This is a genomic window from Ruegeria sp. YTSC199, from assembly GCF_059609725.1.
Genome location: NZ_JBXWMF010000046.1, coordinates 1 through 16,782 on the forward strand (window position 1 = coordinate 1; position 16,782 = coordinate 16,782).

At 53.6% G+C, this 16,782-nt stretch carries 18 protein-coding genes; 13 read left to right on the plus strand and 5 right to left on the minus strand.

Annotated elements, in window-relative coordinates; all coding sequences use genetic code 11:
• Positions 1-329: DDE-type integrase/transposase/recombinase (locus AC2FEE_RS24680; protein ID WP_496868078.1), on the plus strand; the 329-nt coding region annotated here is incomplete at its 5' end.
• A 485-nt stretch (positions 330-814) separates the two neighbouring features.
• On the opposite strand, the gene AC2FEE_RS24685 is transcribed toward AC2FEE_RS24680, so the two are convergent.
• A complete protein-coding gene (locus AC2FEE_RS24685) occupies positions 815-1,339 on the minus strand; it encodes a DUF805 domain-containing protein (protein WP_496868079.1) in 525 nt (174 codons plus the stop codon).
• Between the two features lie 751 nt (positions 1,340-2,090).
• On the opposite strand from AC2FEE_RS24685, the gene AC2FEE_RS24690 reads away from it, so the two are divergent.
• Positions 2,091-2,540, plus strand: a complete 450-nt coding sequence (locus AC2FEE_RS24690; protein WP_496868080.1) for a phosphate-starvation-inducible PsiE family protein — start codon at positions 2,091-2,093, stop codon at positions 2,538-2,540.
• A 257-nt stretch (positions 2,541-2,797) separates the two neighbouring features.
• On the opposite strand, the gene AC2FEE_RS24695 is transcribed toward AC2FEE_RS24690, so the two are convergent.
• Positions 2,798-3,016: a hypothetical protein gene (locus AC2FEE_RS24695; RefSeq protein ID WP_496703889.1), complete on the minus strand. Its 219-nt coding sequence runs from the start codon at positions 3,014-3,016 to the stop codon at positions 2,798-2,800.
• A 221-nt stretch (positions 3,017-3,237) separates the two neighbouring features.
• Between AC2FEE_RS24695 and AC2FEE_RS24700 the strand changes: the two genes are divergently transcribed.
• The 4 genes from AC2FEE_RS24700 (at position 3,238) to AC2FEE_RS24715 (ending at position 5,840) form a co-directional block, all read left to right on the plus strand.
• Entirely contained in the window at positions 3,238-3,738 is a 501-nt protein-coding gene (locus tag AC2FEE_RS24700; protein ID WP_496868081.1) for a Dps family protein, read from the plus strand.
• 52 nt (positions 3,739-3,790) lie between these two features.
• Complete coding sequence (locus AC2FEE_RS24705; RefSeq protein ID WP_496868082.1) at positions 3,791-4,075, plus strand: sll1863 family stress response protein; 285 nt, start codon at positions 3,791-3,793, stop codon at positions 4,073-4,075.
• Positions 4,076-4,099: 24 nt separating this feature from the next.
• Positions 4,100-4,432 (plus strand): CsbD family protein, encoded by a 333-nt coding sequence (locus AC2FEE_RS24710; RefSeq protein WP_496868083.1) that lies wholly within the window; start codon positions 4,100-4,102, stop codon positions 4,430-4,432.
• Between the two features lie 100 nt (positions 4,433-4,532).
• Positions 4,533-5,840, plus strand: a complete 1,308-nt coding sequence (locus AC2FEE_RS24715; RefSeq protein ID WP_496868084.1) for a DUF2254 domain-containing protein — start codon at positions 4,533-4,535, stop codon at positions 5,838-5,840.
• Positions 5,841-6,208: 368 nt separating this feature from the next.
• On the opposite strand, the gene AC2FEE_RS24720 is transcribed toward AC2FEE_RS24715, so the two are convergent.
• The 3 genes from AC2FEE_RS24720 to AC2FEE_RS24730 form a co-directional block, all read right to left on the minus strand.
• Positions 6,209-6,892, minus strand: a complete 684-nt coding sequence (locus AC2FEE_RS24720) for an IS6 family transposase (protein ID WP_496868085.1) — start codon at positions 6,890-6,892, stop codon at positions 6,209-6,211.
• Positions 6,893-7,067: 175 nt separating this feature from the next.
• Entirely contained in the window at positions 7,068-8,231 is a 1,164-nt protein-coding gene (locus AC2FEE_RS24725) for an HPP family protein (RefSeq protein WP_496868086.1), read from the minus strand.
• A gap of 360 nt (positions 8,232-8,591) precedes the next feature.
• Positions 8,592-8,942, minus strand: a complete 351-nt coding sequence (locus tag AC2FEE_RS24730) for a hypothetical protein (protein ID WP_496868087.1) — start codon at positions 8,940-8,942, stop codon at positions 8,592-8,594.
• Between the two features lie 455 nt (positions 8,943-9,397).
• Here AC2FEE_RS24730 and AC2FEE_RS24735 point away from each other — a divergent pair, with 455 nt between their 5' ends.
• Genes AC2FEE_RS24735 through AC2FEE_RS24765 form a run of 7 tightly spaced genes read left to right on the plus strand, consistent with a single transcriptional unit; the run spans position 9,398 to position 16,561 of the window.
• The gene (locus AC2FEE_RS24735; RefSeq protein WP_496868088.1) at positions 9,398-9,871 is read left to right on the plus strand and encodes a VOC family protein; all 474 of its coding nucleotides are present in this window, start codon (positions 9,398-9,400) and stop codon (positions 9,869-9,871) included.
• On the plus strand, positions 9,868-10,218 hold the full coding sequence (locus AC2FEE_RS24740; RefSeq protein ID WP_496868089.1) for a hypothetical protein: 351 nt from the start codon (positions 9,868-9,870) through the stop codon (positions 10,216-10,218). Before AC2FEE_RS24735 ends, AC2FEE_RS24740 begins: the two co-directional genes overlap by 4 nt.
• Complete coding sequence (locus AC2FEE_RS24745; RefSeq protein ID WP_496868090.1) at positions 10,215-10,352, plus strand: hypothetical protein; 138 nt, start codon at positions 10,215-10,217, stop codon at positions 10,350-10,352. Before AC2FEE_RS24740 ends, AC2FEE_RS24745 begins: the two co-directional genes overlap by 4 nt.
• Positions 10,349-11,317: a carbon-nitrogen hydrolase family protein gene (locus AC2FEE_RS24750; protein WP_496868091.1), complete on the plus strand. Its 969-nt coding sequence runs from the start codon at positions 10,349-10,351 to the stop codon at positions 11,315-11,317. Before AC2FEE_RS24745 ends, AC2FEE_RS24750 begins: the two co-directional genes overlap by 4 nt.
• 42 nt (positions 11,318-11,359) lie before the next feature.
• Positions 11,360-14,092: an aminotransferase class I/II-fold pyridoxal phosphate-dependent enzyme gene (locus AC2FEE_RS24755; protein WP_496868092.1), complete on the plus strand. Its 2,733-nt coding sequence runs from the start codon at positions 11,360-11,362 to the stop codon at positions 14,090-14,092.
• Positions 14,093-14,114: 22 nt separating this feature from the next.
• Positions 14,115-15,563 (plus strand): biotin carboxylase, encoded by a 1,449-nt coding sequence (locus AC2FEE_RS24760; RefSeq protein WP_496868093.1) that lies wholly within the window; start codon positions 14,115-14,117, stop codon positions 15,561-15,563.
• Positions 15,564-15,571: 8 nt separating this feature from the next.
• The gene (locus AC2FEE_RS24765; protein WP_496868094.1) at positions 15,572-16,561 is read left to right on the plus strand and encodes a C45 family autoproteolytic acyltransferase/hydrolase; all 990 of its coding nucleotides are present in this window, start codon (positions 15,572-15,574) and stop codon (positions 16,559-16,561) included.
• Positions 16,562-16,782: the final 221 nt, after the last annotated feature.

The window sequence follows — 16,782 nt, forward strand, 5'->3', positions numbered from 1 at the left end:
AATTGATGAAGCGGCACGGTAAAGCGGAAACCGTCGTCACGGATCGCTTCGCCTCATACAGAGCCGCGCTCAGAGAGGTGGGCGCGCTCAAAAAACAACAGACGGGCAGGTGGCTCAACAACCGCGTTGAGAATTCCCACCTTCCTTTCCGACGACGCGAACGCGCGATGCAACGGTTCAGGCGCATGCGAAGTTTACAGAAATTCGCTTCCGTCCACTCCTCCGTCTACAACCACTTCAACCAGGAAAGATCGCTCGCAACCAGAGATACCTTCAAGCTGACCCGCGCCGCCGCTCTTAGCGAGTGGCGTCAACTTTGCTCCGGATAGCTTTACGGTTTCCGAGGCAAACAGAGACTAGTTCGAATTAGTCTGACAGCACCCGGCTGAACATTCCAACCCGCCGGAGAAACGGAACCGACCTGAAAATCTCCTCAGAGATCGGTAAAATTGAAAGACCAGCCGCGCATATGCGGCCGGTTACTCGATATTGCAGACCTTGGTGCAAACGCAGCGAATTCACCCTTTGTCCGCGAACTGTGAATTCGCCCGTCATCCGTTTTCGGCGTTGCAGCGAATGACCGCAAAGCGGGCCGCGACCGCAGCATCTTAACCGGTCGGTGAACGGCAGGAATGGGCCGGGCACGCTCGATGACATCTATCCGTGTTTTAAAAATTTCTTTGATCAGAACGAACTAGCGGTTTCGGCACGTCCTATGCTTCGGGATTGAAAAAAATCATTCCAAAAACCGCTTAGCAACTCGGCTTGGCTCAGTATGAGAAGACAAGACCACAAGAGAACAGAAGAGCTAGTTTTACTGCTCCGCAGGCACCGGTCCGTATTGGTTTTCTTCTTCCTGGGTTGGACGACTCAGCCAATAGATCATCAAAATCGCCAAAACTAGTTGCACTAGAATTGCAACGGCTACCCCACCTATTCCCAGGATAGCTACAGATGCGCCTAACTCCTCAGGGTCGTTGCTTGCATTCCCGGTCGCAGAAAATGCCATGATACTCAGCATTAATCCAAGGGTCATTACCAATGATACGGCCAAAGGTAGTAACAAGTACCAGCCGGGACGACCTGTATCATGCAAGCGACGCCAACCCGCTGCGAGCAACGGTAAGAATACCGCTATCGAAAACACACTGTACAAGGGCTGACTGGCTATTCCACTTTCGGGTTCACTGCCAAAGAAGATACTGTCCAATACAGAAAAACCGATGCTGCCAAATACAACGAAAAGGAAAAACCACCAATACTCCGGACGTCGTGCGCGACCGCTAAAGGTTACGTACTTCGATAGACATGTCGAAATCGCATTCGCGAATGCATTCATTGGTTGGGCTCCCGATACAACCGAACTAGCCTGACAATTTCCTGATGATGTTATAGCATGACAAAGGTAAAGAGTCGGAAGAAGGGGACAATTTCATTACGAGCAGCCCTTTTGGGGCTTTTCGCGGCTATCGGATTGGTTGTATGTGGCCCGATTGATTCAATCTCTCCAGAACAATGTCAGGCTGAGGACTGGGCAAATATTGGTTTCGCTGACAGTAAAGCCGGAAGGTCCGAATGTTATATCTCCCGTCATTAAGAGGCCTGTGCTAAAGTGGGCATCGTACCGGATACAGTAGCATGGACCACAGTCCGCACTCGTGGGCTGCAACAATACTGCACACCGAAAATGCGTATTCGATTGGACGCGATGGTGCATAACTGTCCAATGTCGGTGGAGGACCGGCTGCCACTGAACTCAACCGCGCAAACGTTAAAGGCCACAAATATTATGCGCTTAGCCGCGAAATAAGCTGTCTTCGAACACACTCAAACGATATTGATGCCAAGTTTTTTTTCCTTGGGGTGCCACAGACGGAAGAACAGGTGAATGAACGCCGACGGCTACTAGAGGAGAAGGAGAAAACCAAAACCCGGATCAGCAACCTCGAACTGCAGAGAATTGACTACTCAGCACTTTAGGCCTTTGAGATGGTGCACTTCAAAAGCTGTATTCAAGTACGGTTATGGTTTTGAACTGATATCTGCTGACAACTGTGAGACTCCTCAGCAATTGAACAATGGATTATAGAATGGCAAACGATGACCATGACCTTCACGTGGAGTTGGATCCCAATCACGAAGACCCGGTGATCCGAGTTGCAAATGTTGTAGTTCGGCAGATGACGCGCGGTCTTTCAATACTGATGGTCTTGGTCATTGGCTGGACGATTCTCGACGCGTTCGTCACCTTTGGGATTCATCTTGTTGAAAAACCAACGCTACTTATTGATGGGGAAGACCTGCTCATTGTTCTGGGAGCTGTGTTGTCAGTCCTTATCGCAATCGAAGTTTATACGAACGCTGCGCTCTACCTAACTTCTAACGTCATACATGTGAGGCTGGTTCTTGCAACCGGGCTTATGGCCGTCGCCCGGAAAGTGATAACTTTCGACTACAAGACAATGGATGCAGCCCATATCGCAGCATATGCCGGATTGGCAATCGCCCTCGGCGTCGCATATTGGCTGGCCAAAAAATAACGTCGATTTCCTCGAAGATCTTAGCAGTAAGGCACTTCGTTGACTGAAGACGGATTCTAAAATGGGATTGTTTGGAATCTGTCCTGCCGGGATTATTGTTCTAAACTCTCAACTTGTGACCAAGGTGAGCAGCCTCATCTGACTGGTCCAAGTTGATTGTTGGCGCTGAGTTCGTAACGGGCTGAGCGAGACTTTTAGCTTAGCAACTTGATTTTAGGAGACGCCTTGCGCTTTCCCAACCTCGCTGAGGGTGAATTTCATTCGTCTACCACACGAAAATCGCCGGATGGCGCATCTGTAGGTGGTTCCTCAAATTCATTTGTGATCAGACCACGGCGAATGAGTTCGCGAATGGCAGCAGCTCTTGATGGCAAACGGTTCTCGAATCTCCAGTCATCAATTGCCTTGAGCTCGTCGAGATCCAACATCAGCTGGAGTTTTTCGGTTCGTTTGGGCGGTCGGCTTTGGTCAGACACTGGGTTGGCCCCTATCACTTACGTCACTTACTCCAATCATGTATGCCACTCCATCTCCATGTCTACAATAGCGTTGGCAGGTAGCGTGGGACACAGTGGATCATCAACATAAGGAACGACCCTAATGTGGGTCACTTGCGTAACTTAACAATATGATTTTATTTGATATTTTGTAATTCACTCCTATGTCTAACCATGTACGAAGTCGTGAAGGAGAGAAAATGACACACCAAGTTCTGAAACCCGAAGCGCAAGATGAAACTCACGACACAGGTATCGACAAGAATGCGTGGATCGCCAATGCGGTGACCGAAGTCTTGTCAGACAGCATGGTTTTAATGGTGAAGACGCAAGGCTGCCATTGGAATGTCGTGGGTCCTTTGTTCCTGCCAATCCATGAACTGACTGAGCGGCAATATCGCGACCTGTTCGAGGCGATCGATGATCTTGCTGAGCGTATCCGTACTCTGGGTCACGTGGCACCAATTTCATTTACGGACATGATCAGCCAAGCCACTCTGGTCGAGGAAGAGTCGATCAAAGACGCCGACGGTATGATTAAGCAATTGATCGCCGACAATGAAAAGATTGCCCGTAACCTTCGCGATACCTCTGCGCTTGCATCTCGCCACGGCGACGGCGCGACAGAAGATCTGATGAACACACGAATGGCCAAACATGAAGAAGCAGTCTGGATGCTCAAGGCCATCGTCGCGGCCTGACAATTTGCTCTCGAATACGGGAGTTCACCGAGCCGGGAAGAAAGGAAGAAAAATGACACGCGTGGGGTATGAAAAGAAGGCAAAGTTGCAAATAGACGCCTGGAACGCTCAAATTGATCTGCTTGAGGCGAAGTTAAACGTGGCCGAAGCGGACGCTAAGAAAGAGTATAAGATCCACCTCAAAACCTTGTATTCCGCCAAAGCTGACGCAGAGGCGAAGCTGGATGAGCTAAAGACCGCCAGCGATGAAGCCTGGGAAGATATGCGAGAGGGCTATGAATCGGCTTGGGATGATATGCAAGCAGCGCTTAAGAAAGCTGCGAGCCGCTTCACCTGAACAGCCTCACTAGGTCATAGCAAATTGAGCGAATACCTGCGTTCAGAATTACGGCCTCAATCACTGGCGCTGGAATATGAGAAACACCTCGCAAACTTGATGTGGCGGCGTGGATATTCGGTGTTTGCAACAGCACTAAATCGAAGAAAGGAAATCGCTATGAATTGGGATCAAATCCAGGGTCAATGGAAACAACTAAAAGGAAGCGTTAGAGCCAAATGGGCCGACCTGACAGATGAAGATTTAGAGTCGATCGAGGGTGATGGCGAAAGACTGGTTGGCATACTTCAGGAAAAATACGGCAAGTCAAAAGAAGAAGCGAAAAAAGAAGTCAACGAGTTTCTTTCGTCTGTGTGAGGTCTCTCCCACCAGTTGGAAAATCGACCACGCCCGTGTGGGTAACCTGTGTGCAGAAATGGTTGCAACCCAAAAGGGAGCAGCTTCCGAATAGAGCTGCATGAAGAAAAAGGGGACGATCTTGCGTACACCAAGAGAACTTCTGAGGTATTTTCGCGGTTTCCTAACAATCCCCGCGGCCATCAGTCTGTCAGGACTTGTGGTGGCGTGGGTGGTTTTTTACGCAGAACAGGTGATCGTAAAAGTGGGTTGGTCATTGCCCTCGATTCTCGTTGTTCCCCAGCACACCGCAAGCGACGTACTGGGTGCAATTTCGGCAGCTTCCATGTCAGCACTTGTCATGGTCTATTCGATTGTTCTGTTGGTCTACACATTGGCGGCAGGATCCATTGGCCCCAGACTCTTGCAGCGTTTCGGTGAGGATCGGGTAAATCAGGTTGCGGTTGGCTCTCTCGGGGCCACATTTCTATACAGTCTTTTGACTATGTGGTTGATCCGTGACAACGCGTCAATCAGTTTGGCGGTCGGCGTTGGCATGCTTTACTCAGTAATTTCAGTCCTGTTGTTGTTGTTGTTTGTTCACACGGTTTCGACGCGCGTCACGATCGATCAGGAGGCCGCACGAATTTCCGAAGCCTTGGATTGCCAGATCGATGCAGCCATAGAAGACAGCACTGATTTGCATTCGTCTAATGTGGTCCCATGGGAGGGTACCGAACACCAAATTCAATCTTCGGGCACGGGCTACGTCAATTCGATCAATACCCGAGAACTGATAAAAGCAGCGCAGGATACAAACTGCGTTGTCGTTTTCGACGTTCAGCCTGGCGATTTTTTAATTCCCACCGATAATCTGGCCAATGTGCACGGCGATTCAGAAGCAGACCTCGACGCTGTCGTGCAAGCGGCTGCACCGCTCATTCCTGCACGTGATCCGAATGGGGATATCCGGTTCTCCGTGCATCTTCTTGTCGAAATCGCACTTCGTGCTTTGTCGCCCGGCGTCAATGATACATTCACAGCAATTGTGTGCATTGATCGGTTATCCGCTTCGCTGGCACGCGCGTGGTCGTCAAACCTGTGTGCTGGCGTGTACCGCGACGATGCAGGCGCCATTCGACTGGTATATCCATCCATTACTGCAAAATCGTTGTTTCACGATTCCGTTCCACCGCTTCGACGGGCCGCCCGTGGGAACGGGCTTGTCACTAATGCTCTCGTCAGGGCGTTGACGCGTTTGGCACAAACAGCGCCGGAAGAAGATCTCAAGGCCATCTGCGACGAATTGGCGGCGATTGGCTACGAAACCCGCCAAAGTGACATGTTGGAAAGTGAGGTCGACAAGTTTTGTTCAGCTATAGAAACAGCTATTGCGCGGATCAAAGAGAGGGGGGGTAACATCCAGTAATAGTAACAAAATCACAAAGCAAAAGAAAAACCCCCAAGCTCGCCGTGCCTGGTACCAATGCAATTCGATTGAGCCCGCCCGCCTTCTGCCCACATCTAAATCTCATCCCTTTGTTCTCAACGATCACGGGCACTCTCCAAAAAAGCAAATTGCTCAAGACGCGCGGCATGTATTTTGAGCCATCATAGGCAAAGTTTTAGCCCGAAAATGGCAGCGGGAAATACTCGCCTGGGTCGCAAAGCTGGTAAACGCTGTGTTAAACTCAGGCCTCGCAACCTACTTGTTGCTGTGCGCGTCCATCCAGCTCGCAATCAGGTTCTGTTGCAAACTTTTTAGATGGCAGAGCATCGGTGGAATTGGTGAGCAGTTTATCCTGCCATTTGGATGAACTGCTGAAACGGACGGAGTCCGGGCGTGAATTGACCTTTGCGGATCATGTTGACCAGTTCAATACCTGCCAGGACAGACGCGGCTGAAGCGAAAGATTTGAATCCCAGCATGGGTCTGATCCTTCGTTTGATGAAACGGTGATCCTGTTCAATGATGTTATTGAGGTATTTGCGCCTGACCATGTCGATCGGGATCGGGCAACCAAAGCTCTTGAGCATCTTGTTGATCGCCGTGATGCCAGCTGTGTTGGCACCACTTTTGTCGATGACGATCGGGCGCGGTAAACCGTTCGCCTCCAGCGCGCGGGCGAAGAACTTCGTCGCAGCGGCCTTGTTCTGGCGCTCGGACAACATGAAATCCAGGGTTTTGCCGTGTTTGTCGATCGCTCGGTAAAGATAAACCCATTCGCCTTTCACTTTCACATAGGATTCATCCATGCGCCACGAACGGTCTGCGGGACGCTTTCTATACCGCGCTGCTTCAGCAACGAGGCCTGCATATCGGCTGACCCAGCGGTTTAGCGTTGCATGATCCAGATCAACGCCACGTTCCGCCATGATTTCTTCCAGATCCCGGTAGGAAACACCGTAGCGCAGGTAGAAGAAAACCGCGTGTAGGATGACGTCTTTCGGAAAATGCGCGCCCTTAAATGAGATCGTCACGGTCTGCTCCTGTCATGTTCTAGTGCGCGCTACCTGAAACGCACTCGAACTGACATGTAGGGGTGAAGTTTGCGACAGAACCCCGCCCAAGACGTGTATGTGAGCCGGTGTGTCTTGACCTTCAGTTGACCGTGAATCGCAAGATGATGGCCGTCACTGTCTCCAAACGATGTGTTTAACAGACCTCTGTAGACCGAGTTGATCGCGCAAGATTCCGGGCGAGCGCTGAGATAAGGTCTGTTCGAGTGACGATGCCGACGATCTTTCCGAACTCGATCACCGGAACAGCGTCGGTATCGCCATCCGCCGTCATGGGCAGTAAGGCTCCTATGGGCGTATGCGCCGTTGCGCGGGGACCGGCGACACCCATAATGTCGCCAGCCTTGATCGGCTTCTCCCTGCCCCTGTCCAGAAGTCGCCGAAGCGCGGCACCATAGCCTCGATCAAGACGCAACGCGTCAGATCTTGCCTGGTTGATGAGGTGAATCTGGAAGATGACTCCCAGGTATTTCTCATCAAGCCCTACGACAGGGAGCGTCGTGAAACGATGTTTCCGGAATAGATCTGCAATCTCACCCAACTCCGTTTCTGCGCTGACCGTGACAAGATTGCGGGACATTATGTCCTGTGCCGTAAGGGGAGCAGAAGGCTGCGCGGCGGCTTGCAACTCGGCCGCGCCGATCAGCCTGGCCAGACCCTCAACGCCTATGTTGAATGATTGGCTGTATCGGCCCAGGATTTCTGTCAGCTCTGCTTCCGACAGTCCCAGCCGCTCGGTGGGATTTCGGTCTGTTGTTTCGTGTTTGTTTGGGTCATCGAATTGCCGGAACGGGTAGTGGCGCCCCGTAAGTCGCGCGTAAACGGTCGCAATCAGAACGAGGGCTGTTGTCCCGGTAGCAATTGGAGCCAGGGCGAACCAGAAGCCAAGATTTGCGATGGCATCCGGGGACATGGCAGCGGTCATGGCAACGGCACCTGCGGGCGGATGAAGCGCACGGCACAGGATGGTCGTCGTGATTGCCAGCCCGACAGCAAGCGCGACCCGAAAGGTTGGGTCTATGACAAGAAGACATACGGCGACCCCCGCAATCGCCGCTACAGTGTTTCCGACAATTGCAGACCATGGCTGCGCTAGAGGGCTATTAGGCACAGCAAAGAGCAGAACCGACGACGCCCCGAAGGGAGCGACGAGGTAGAGGCCCAGGTCCGGATCAACAATAGGCGACAGGAGAAACAGGCCGGTCAGTCCCAATCCGATAAACGCACCAAGCCCTGCACGCATGGCTTCCACGCCTGAGACACGAGCAACGGCGGGGCCGAGTGATTTCAGAATATGCAATTGCGCGCCTCCGTTCTGAGTGCGCGCAAAGTTTCATCGACGCATGAAAGGTTCAACCACTCATTCGCGTATGGAATTCCGGTTCTTTGGGCAAGCCCTCCAATTGGACCGCCGGGTTGAATCCTCGGGCTTCGAGTATAGCGGGATCCTATAGCGAGGGAACGGACGATACTGGGATATAAATCTCTGAGAGGTTCGAAGCGGCTCGGAGCCACCTCGAACCAGGCAAATAAGTCGACCGTTCGTGTGGGTTGACGCCATCGTCACTTACGACGTTTGGGCAAATATGCATCTTCACCCAGGTGAAAGCGGCAAGCGCGGCTATCGCTTCTATTCCTCTCGTAGTAGGGCGCAGAAATCCTAATCCGCAAATTCTGGACAGGCAAAGGGGACAAAGGTGCTGGCCATGCCCTCATTCATAGTCATCACAGTTAGCATGTCTGCCATCTTGCGTTCGGCTTCACTGCGTGGACACACGGGAATGTCTTTGATGCAGCCCTCTAAAACGAACGCAGTGTTATCCGCGATGAACTTTTCACTGATGTCGCCGGGGTCGACACTGGCATATGCCCAATTCCATGCATCTTGATAGAGCACACATTTCTGCTCAGCCCATGTCAGCCCTTCCAGTTCTACACCATCGGCCAAAACCGCGTCGAAAGAGGCTCCCAAACACATGATACAAGTAAATACTCGGAAGAGGGCCATCATTTGATTACCTGCGACACAATGTGAACGATCCTTCTAATTATTACGGATGCAGAGCACTTTCCAGAATGCCACTGCTCCGAATAAGCTCACGCTCGCTCAATACAGCCAATCCCGTTACCTTTCATGCCTGAAACCAACATGATCGAGCTGGTGAAGGCCTTCATGCTCTAAGCCGACGATTGAAACTGTATCCCATTCAACAATTCAAAGAACTGGTCGCATAGCAAAGGAAGTCAGATGTTTTTCTCTGAACTCCAGTAATCTCCGCAACAGAATTCTTTCGGATCGTCAGCGGTTGCGTTCCGCCTACGATCTGAACGCGCAAGCCAAAACTAAAGCACTATGCATCATAGTGTTGCAGTATTCGTATGAATGACCCACAGTATGGTGCATAGTGCGGGAAAATCCCGCGAAAACATCCAGGGCGACCGCCGCCCAAATCGGAGAGTACCGGAATGAAAAAGAAACCTGCCACCTTGCCCCGTGGCTATCGCACCTGCACCGCATCGCTTGCCGTCGCCGACGTTGATGCAGCGCTGACTTTCTATGAAAGCGCTTTTGATGCGAAGATTCAGGCCTATGACGCGGATGAGGCCCCTGGCTTTGCCTCGATCAAGATCGGCAACTCAATGCTGTTTGTCACCGCCGGTTGGGGTGCACATTATCCTGCCGTACCGGGCACAGTCACACCGATCGGACATCATATGTATGTCGAAGATGTGGACGCTGTCCTTGCAACCGCGTTGGAAAGCGGCGCCAGCCTGATTGCTGAGGCGACGGACACCTATTGGGGCGAACGCTGCGCCACGATTGCCGATCCTTTTGGTCATGTCTGGACGCTGGCGACCCGCGTTGAAAACCTGAAGCCATCGGATATCAGTGAACGGCGCAAGGCCGTGATGGACTCTGCACAATCCGAAGCTGCATGAGTGACGCCCCCCTTCCCACATTCACGATCCGTCAAAACGATCTGGCCATTCTCGCGGCTGAGGGTCGCATCGGTGACTACCCGGTCGCGGTTCGCACGGCGCGTGAGGTGGTCAGCGGCGGCTTTGCCAACCACTCGGCGCATCCCAATACATGGACTGTTTACTTTCTGGTCGATGGCCAATGGGCGCTTGTCGAATCCACGCGCGGACTGCGGCGGGAATGGTCCAGCCTGGACCGGCTCGAGAAATGGCTGCGCAGTTGTGGGTTTCGGTTTTTCTGGGTCCGCAATGATATCGATTTTGTGGAAACACTGGCCGAAGACGCCACCGAGGAAGCGGCGGCATGACGGCGCTGGCATCTGAAATCCAAGACCTGCGGACAGCAGGCTTGCGTGAACACACGGTTTTATGCTCCGATGAAGAACGCCGGATCACAACGGCGGTCGCAATCGGCAAGAAAATGAGAAGAAACAAAAAATGACTCCTTTTGCGATAACCGGAATTCAGATGCATGTCGGCGCGTTGCACTCGAATGTCGAGGCGATGCTACACCGGATCGACGTGATGATGGCGCGGTTCCCTTGGACCCAGATGGCCCTGTTCAGCGAGCTTGCGCCCTATGGCCCGCTCGACCGGTTTGCCCAACCATTTCCCAATGATGACCTGTCGCGCTTTCAGGATGCGGCGCGTCGCTACGGCATCTGGCTGATCCCCGGTTCCATGTTTGAAAAGCACGAGGATGGGCGGGTTTTTAACACTTCTGTGGTGATCAACCCGGATGGTGAGATCGTCTCGAAATACTCCAAGATGTTCCCATTCAAACCCTATGAACAGAATATCGCGTCCGGAACTGAATTCTGCATCTTCGACGTCCCGGATGTGGGTCGATTTGGCCTGTCGATCTGCTATGATATCTGGTTCCCAGAAACCACAAGGCAACTGACCAGCCAGGGGGTTGAGGTTCTGCTGCACCCGGTTCTGACCGGCACAACTGACCGAGAGGCCGAGCTGTCGATTGCCAAAGCGACTGCTGCGCAGTTCCAATGCTATGTGTTCGACGTGAACGGTTTGGCCGCCGGGGGCGTAGGCCGCTCGCTGGTCGTTGATCCCTCGGCCACAGTGCTGCATCAATCCGCAGGGCAAGAAGATATTTTTCCCATCGAGATCGATCTCGATCAGGTTCGCCGCCAGCGCGAGGTCGGACTGAAAGGATTGGGGCAGGTTCTCAAAAGCTTCCGCGACCGCGAGGCCGACTTTCCTGTTTACGACCGCTCCAGCGGCGCGGATGCCTATCTGCACACGCTTGGCCCGCTTCGCATTCCGCAGAAAGGCGACGTTGCCGGAGTTGCTGCATCTGACCCCAGAACGGCGCTGGGATACAGTGAAGACGCCGCGACCAAGCCCGACAATCTGTACCTTTACAAAGGGCGCTCTGGCACAGACTGATACCGGCCCAGCTTTTCGGTATCGGCAGAAAGGACAAATTTCATGCACGGCATTTCCGATAGCGAAAAGCTCCACACCATCTCGGACTACTACAGCGCCTCGCAACTGAGGGCAGACCGATGGAGCGCGCTACGGGAAACGGCCGAATCTTTGGATCAGAGTGCAAGTAACAAGGATCGGGATCGCGCACGGCAATTGCTGCAGGCTCTGGCCCCGATCGAAGTATATTTTGCTTTTCCGGGCGGCTCAGCTTTCGACTATTTGCGCCGGTTGCTGGATCATGGCAATTTCTCTGATTTCTCGACCGCCGTACGGCGGGTGTCGCGCGCGCTGACCTCGGGGGCCTATCGCCGCCGTTCTATCCCCCTGATCGCGGATGAAACCGAAGGTGATGAGTTCGAGGACGAAGCGGCCCAAAGCCATGAGGCCCGTGCACTGGGGCGGCCTTACTTCGAAGTGATGATCGTCGACAACGTCAACGAGCATCAGGAGCGTTTCCTGCAATCCAGCCTTCAACGGATGCGCCGCAGTGAAGATCCGTTCATCTATGAAACCGTCGTGGTTCCTAGTGTCGAGGATGCCCTGATTGGGGTTCTATTCAACCAGAACGTACAGGCCGTGATTGTCCGTCCGGGTTTGAGCCTGAAGTCCAAGAATGAAACCAACGTCTTGGGCCGTTACATCAGCCTTTATGGTGAAGGCGCTGATCTGGGAGAGCTGACGCCCTCCGAGTACGGGCCCGAAACCTGCCGCCGGATCGGAATGCTGCGACCGGAATTGGATGCCTACCTGATCACCGATCGTTCGGCGGAAGATATCGCCGGTCTCGATCTCGGCCTGTGTCGGCGCGTCTTTTACAATCAGGAAGACTTTCTGGAACTGCACCTGAACATCCTGCGCGGGGTACAGCGCCGGTACAAGACGCCATTCTTCACCGCGCTTAAGGAGTATTCCAAACAGCCCACCGGCGTGTTCCACGCGATGCCGATCAGCCGGGGCAAATCTATCAGCCGCAGCCATTGGATTCAGGACATGGGGGCGTTCTACGGATCGAACATCTTCATGGCTGAAACCTCGGCCACCTCGGGCGGGTTGGATTCGCTGCTGGAACCCAAAGGCCCGATCAAGGAGGCGCAGGAAGCCGCCGCCCGCGCATTCGGGTCAAAGCAGACCTTCTTTGCGACCAACGGCACATCGACCTGTAACAAGATCGTGGTGCAGGCGCTGGTCCGGCCCGGTGACATCGTGCTGGTCGACCGTGACTGCCACAAATCGCATCACTACGGTATGGTGCTAGCCGGGGCGAGCGTGGTCTATATGGACAGCTATCCGCTGCACGATTACTCGATGTACGGTGCAGTGCCGATCCGCGAGATCAAGCACAAGCTGCTGGCCTTGCGGGCCGAGGGCAAGCTGGACCGGGTACGGATGGTTTTGCTGACCAACTGCACCTTCGATGGCATCGTCTACAATGTGCAACGAGTGATGCAGGAATGTCTGGCGATCAAGAAGGACCTTGTATTCCTGTGGGATGAGGCCTGGTTCGCCTACGCGAGATTTGCACCAAACTCGCGTGTACGTACCGCAATGCGGTCGGCCAATATTCTGCGCGAACAATTCCGTACGACAGACCAAGCCGAGGCTTATGAGGCTCAGAAGGTGGCTCTCGAAGGCGCTGACGATGAGGTATGGCTGAACACACGCCTGATTGCGCCTCCCGATGCGCGGGTTCGGGTCTATGCAACGCAATCGACACATAAGACACTGACCTCATTGCGGCAGGGCTCGATGATCCACGTCAATGACCAGCAGTTCAAAGGTGCGGTGGAAGAGGCCTTTCACGAGGCCTACATGACCCACACATCGACCTCTCCCAATTATCAGATTATCGCCTCGCTGGATGTCGGCCGCAGGCAAGTAGAGATCGAAGGCTATGAGTTTGTTCAACGGCAGGTCGAAAGCGCGATGGCGATCCGCCGGGCGGTGTCGACCCATCCGCTTCTAAAGAAATACTTCAGGCTGGTCACGGCGGGTGACATGATCCCCGAGCAATATCGCGAAAGTGGCATGACCAGCTATTTTGACCCCGATCAGGGATGGGCCGATGTCTGGGATTGCTGGGCCAATGATGAGTTCGTTCTGGATGCCACCCGGATCACCCTGCATGTGGGCGCGACCGGTTGGGATGGGGATACGTTCAAGACTAAGATCCTGATGGACAAGTACGGCATCCAAATCAACAAGACCTCGCGCAATACCGTGTTGTTCATGACCAATATCGGCACCACGCGCAGCTCGGTCGCTTATCTGATCGAAGTGTTGGTCGAGATCGCCAAGGAACTGGACGATCTGATGGACGACGCCTCGAAGATGGAGAAACGAGCATTCGACAAACGTGTCAGTAGTCTGAGCGAACACCTCCCGCCGCTGCCCGATTTTAGTCGCTTCCATGACGCTTTTCGCTGCGAAGAAGGCACTGAAGCGGGGGATATCCGCACTGCATTCTTCCTGTCTTACGACGAAGACAATTGCGACTACGTTGAACCTGACAAGGACATGCTGGAACGGCTGGAGGCGGGCGAGGAAATGGTCTCGGCCACCTTCGTGATCCCCTATCCGCCGGGCTTTCCCATTCTGGTTCCGGGGCAGGTGATCAGCCCGGAGATTCTTAAATTCATGCAGGAACTGGACGTATCGGAAATCCACGGTTTCCGCGCCGATCTGGGCCTGCGTATTTTTGCCGAAGACGCTTTGAAATCAATCAAGAACCCCTAAGGGGTCAGGGAGGACAACAATCATGCCGAAAAAGGTGCTCAAGAATATCTCGGAGATCCGTCGGTATTTCCACACCAACAAGGACCCGATCTATTTTGTATCGGCGACCAATTTCAACCTGTTGGGGCTGGATGAATGGGTGATGAATTTCACCTATATTTGCTACATGGATTGCTTCGACGGGCGACATCCGAACGTGTTCGTGCCTTCCGAGATGCCGCATGACGAGTTCCAGTCGATCGAGGACATCAACAACTATCTGCTGCAGCACAAAGAGGTCATTGACCTGATTAAGCGGCGCGGCGGCAAGCCGAAATTTGTCTTCCTGATGTTTGATGAGACGACCGAAAAGCTGGTCAAGGAACTGGGCGGTCAGCTTTGGTTCCCCAAAGCCAAGCTGCGCACCAAATGCGACAACAAGATCGAAACTGTCCGTATCGGCAACAAGGCGGACGTACCTTCGGTACCCAACACGCTGAGTGTGGTCAAAAGCTATGATCACCTGCAAAAGACCTGCGACAAGGCCGGGTTGGGCCATGATCTTGTGCTGCAGTCCGCCTTTGGAGACAGCGGCCACACCACATTCTTCATCAAGTCCGAGGCTGATTTCAACAAGCACAAAGACGAAATCGTCGGCGAAGGCGAGATCAAGATCATGAAGCGGATCGACTGTCGCGGGGCAGCGATCGAGGCTTGTGCCACGTCCGAAGGCACCATCGTTGGCCCACTGATGACCGAGCTTGTGGGTTTTGGTGAGCTTACCCCCTATCGCGGCGGTTGGTGCGGGAACGAGATCTTCTCGACCGCTTTCCCACCTAAAGCGCGCGAACAAGCGCGAAAATTGACCTTTCAGTTTGGCGAGGAGTTGCGCAAATCCGGATATCGCGGCTATTTCGAACTCGATTTCCTGATCGACAAGAAAACCGATGAGCTGTGGCTAGGCGAGCTGAACCCCCGCATCACCGGGGCCAGTTCGATGACCAACCACGCAGCCTTTGCCCATGCCGACGCGCCGCTGTTCCTGTTCCATCTGCTGGAATTCTCGAAGAAGCCCTTCGAGCTGGATGTCGAGGAACTGAACGCCCGCTGGGCTGACCCGGACATGATCGACAGCTGGTCACAGATGGTGATCAAACACACCGATGACAGTGTCGACCGGATCACGCAGGCTCCACAATCGGGCATCTACAAGATGCTGGAAGATGGCCGTGTGGCGTTCGACCGTTTCGACTATCACCGTCGCGCGGTGGGCGAGAATGAGGCGTTCTTCCTGCGCATTTCGAATGTCGGCGATTACCGCTATGAAGGCGCCGATCTGGGCATACTGGTGACGCGTGGACGGTCGATGACCAAGGGCTTCAAGTTGACCGATAAGTCGAAGAAGTGGATTCACGGCATCACCTCGGCCTATGCAGCTGAGCCGCTGCCCGCCGCGCAGCCGATGGAAGACCCCGCGTTCAAAATCATGTAGAAAGCCCCATGACGCTTGTTTTTCGCTCAATTGACGAGGAACAGCCCGGTCCCAAACTGGCCGGGCTGTTCGCCGAATACTGGCCCGCCTACCGCAAATGGTGGGCACAAGAGGGGTATTCGGCCCGCCCCACCTATCGCGAATGCCTGCGCGCCTTGCAAAAGCACATGCCCGAGGTCCTGCCGCTTTATGAAGAAGTGGTTGAACTTGTCGGTGGCAGCGACAGCCAGGCGCGGTTTCTCAGTTTCTATTGCCCGCCCAAATATCTTTCGGGCTGCAGCCAAGCGATCTGGCGCGGTAAAACGCCATTTCTGATACGCAACTATGACTATCACCCAAAGACCTTTGATGCTGCACTGCTGAAAACCCTCTGGGGTGGGCGCGGCGTGATCGGGATGAGTGATGGGGTTCTGGGCCTGCTCGACGGCATCAACGACGCTGGTCTCACCGTCTCTCTCACCTTTGGTGGGCGGCGCGAGGTGGGCGATGGCTTCGGCGTGCCGCTGATCCTGCGCTATGTGTTGCAAACCTGCGAGACAACGGCGGAAGCGGTCTATAGCTTGTGCCGCATTCCCTGCCACATGAGCTACAACGTCACGATCCTGGACGCAAAATTCAACCACAGTACTGTGTACCTTGCCCCGGATCGGCACCCGCAAATCTCAGATGTGGCGGTAGCTACCAACCATCAGGGACATGTCGAGTGGTCAAAGCATGCCCGATTTACCGCGACTGTTGAGCGAGAGAGATTCCTGTTGAATCGTCTCAATCAGCATCCTGAGAGCGAGCAGCGGTTCATTGATGCTTTTTTGCGTCCGCCGCTTTATTCAACTGCCTTCGATTCGGGGTTTGGAACTCTCTACACTGCCGCCTATCGACCAGCCAAAAGGCAACTTGAACTATTGTGGCCAGGTGCAAGCTGGAACTTCTCATTCGACAGTTTCAGTGACAGTGAACGCAGTATTCGCCTACCCGAACAGGAATTACTGTTAGAGTAGCAGTTCTGATTGAGACTGTTCAGGCTTGACAGAACGTTAGGCTCAGGACCCATTGATTCCCGCCGGGCGTCGTGGTTCATCTTTCAAAAAATGAGCGGTGAACATGTCTGACCTCTTCTGTTTGGTCTTGTCAGAAGAACATTGCTTGAGCGGGGCAGGGCGTTTGCGTAGCTTTTGCCCATGACCAGACCTGCCTCTTTCAAGTATTTCAAAACCAGCCC

Coding starts and splice junctions, on each gene's coding strand:
- AC2FEE_RS24765 (WP_496868094.1), top strand. CDS start 15,572: ATGACGCTTGTTTTTCGCTCAATTGACGAGGAACAGCCCGGTCCCAAA.
- AC2FEE_RS24760 (WP_496868093.1), top strand. CDS start 14,115: ATGCCGAAAAAGGTGCTCAAGAATATCTCGGAGATCCGTCGGTATTTC.
- AC2FEE_RS24700 (WP_496868081.1), top strand. CDS start 3,238: ATGACACACCAAGTTCTGAAACCCGAAGCGCAAGATGAAACTCACGAC.
- AC2FEE_RS24755 (WP_496868092.1), top strand. CDS start 11,360: ATGCACGGCATTTCCGATAGCGAAAAGCTCCACACCATCTCGGACTAC.
- AC2FEE_RS24705 (WP_496868082.1), top strand. CDS start 3,791: ATGACACGCGTGGGGTATGAAAAGAAGGCAAAGTTGCAAATAGACGCC.
- AC2FEE_RS24750 (WP_496868091.1), top strand. CDS start 10,349: ATGACTCCTTTTGCGATAACCGGAATTCAGATGCATGTCGGCGCGTTG.
- AC2FEE_RS24730 (WP_496868087.1), bottom strand. CDS start 8,942: ATGATGGCCCTCTTCCGAGTATTTACTTGTATCATGTGTTTGGGAGCC.
- AC2FEE_RS24740 (WP_496868089.1), top strand. CDS start 9,868: ATGAGTGACGCCCCCCTTCCCACATTCACGATCCGTCAAAACGATCTG.
- AC2FEE_RS24745 (WP_496868090.1), top strand. CDS start 10,215: ATGACGGCGCTGGCATCTGAAATCCAAGACCTGCGGACAGCAGGCTTG.
- AC2FEE_RS24690 (WP_496868080.1), top strand. CDS start 2,091: ATGGCAAACGATGACCATGACCTTCACGTGGAGTTGGATCCCAATCAC.
- AC2FEE_RS24735 (WP_496868088.1), top strand. CDS start 9,398: ATGAAAAAGAAACCTGCCACCTTGCCCCGTGGCTATCGCACCTGCACC.
- AC2FEE_RS24715 (WP_496868084.1), top strand. CDS start 4,533: ATGAAGAAAAAGGGGACGATCTTGCGTACACCAAGAGAACTTCTGAGG.
- AC2FEE_RS24685 (WP_496868079.1), bottom strand. CDS start 1,339: ATGAATGCATTCGCGAATGCGATTTCGACATGTCTATCGAAGTACGTA.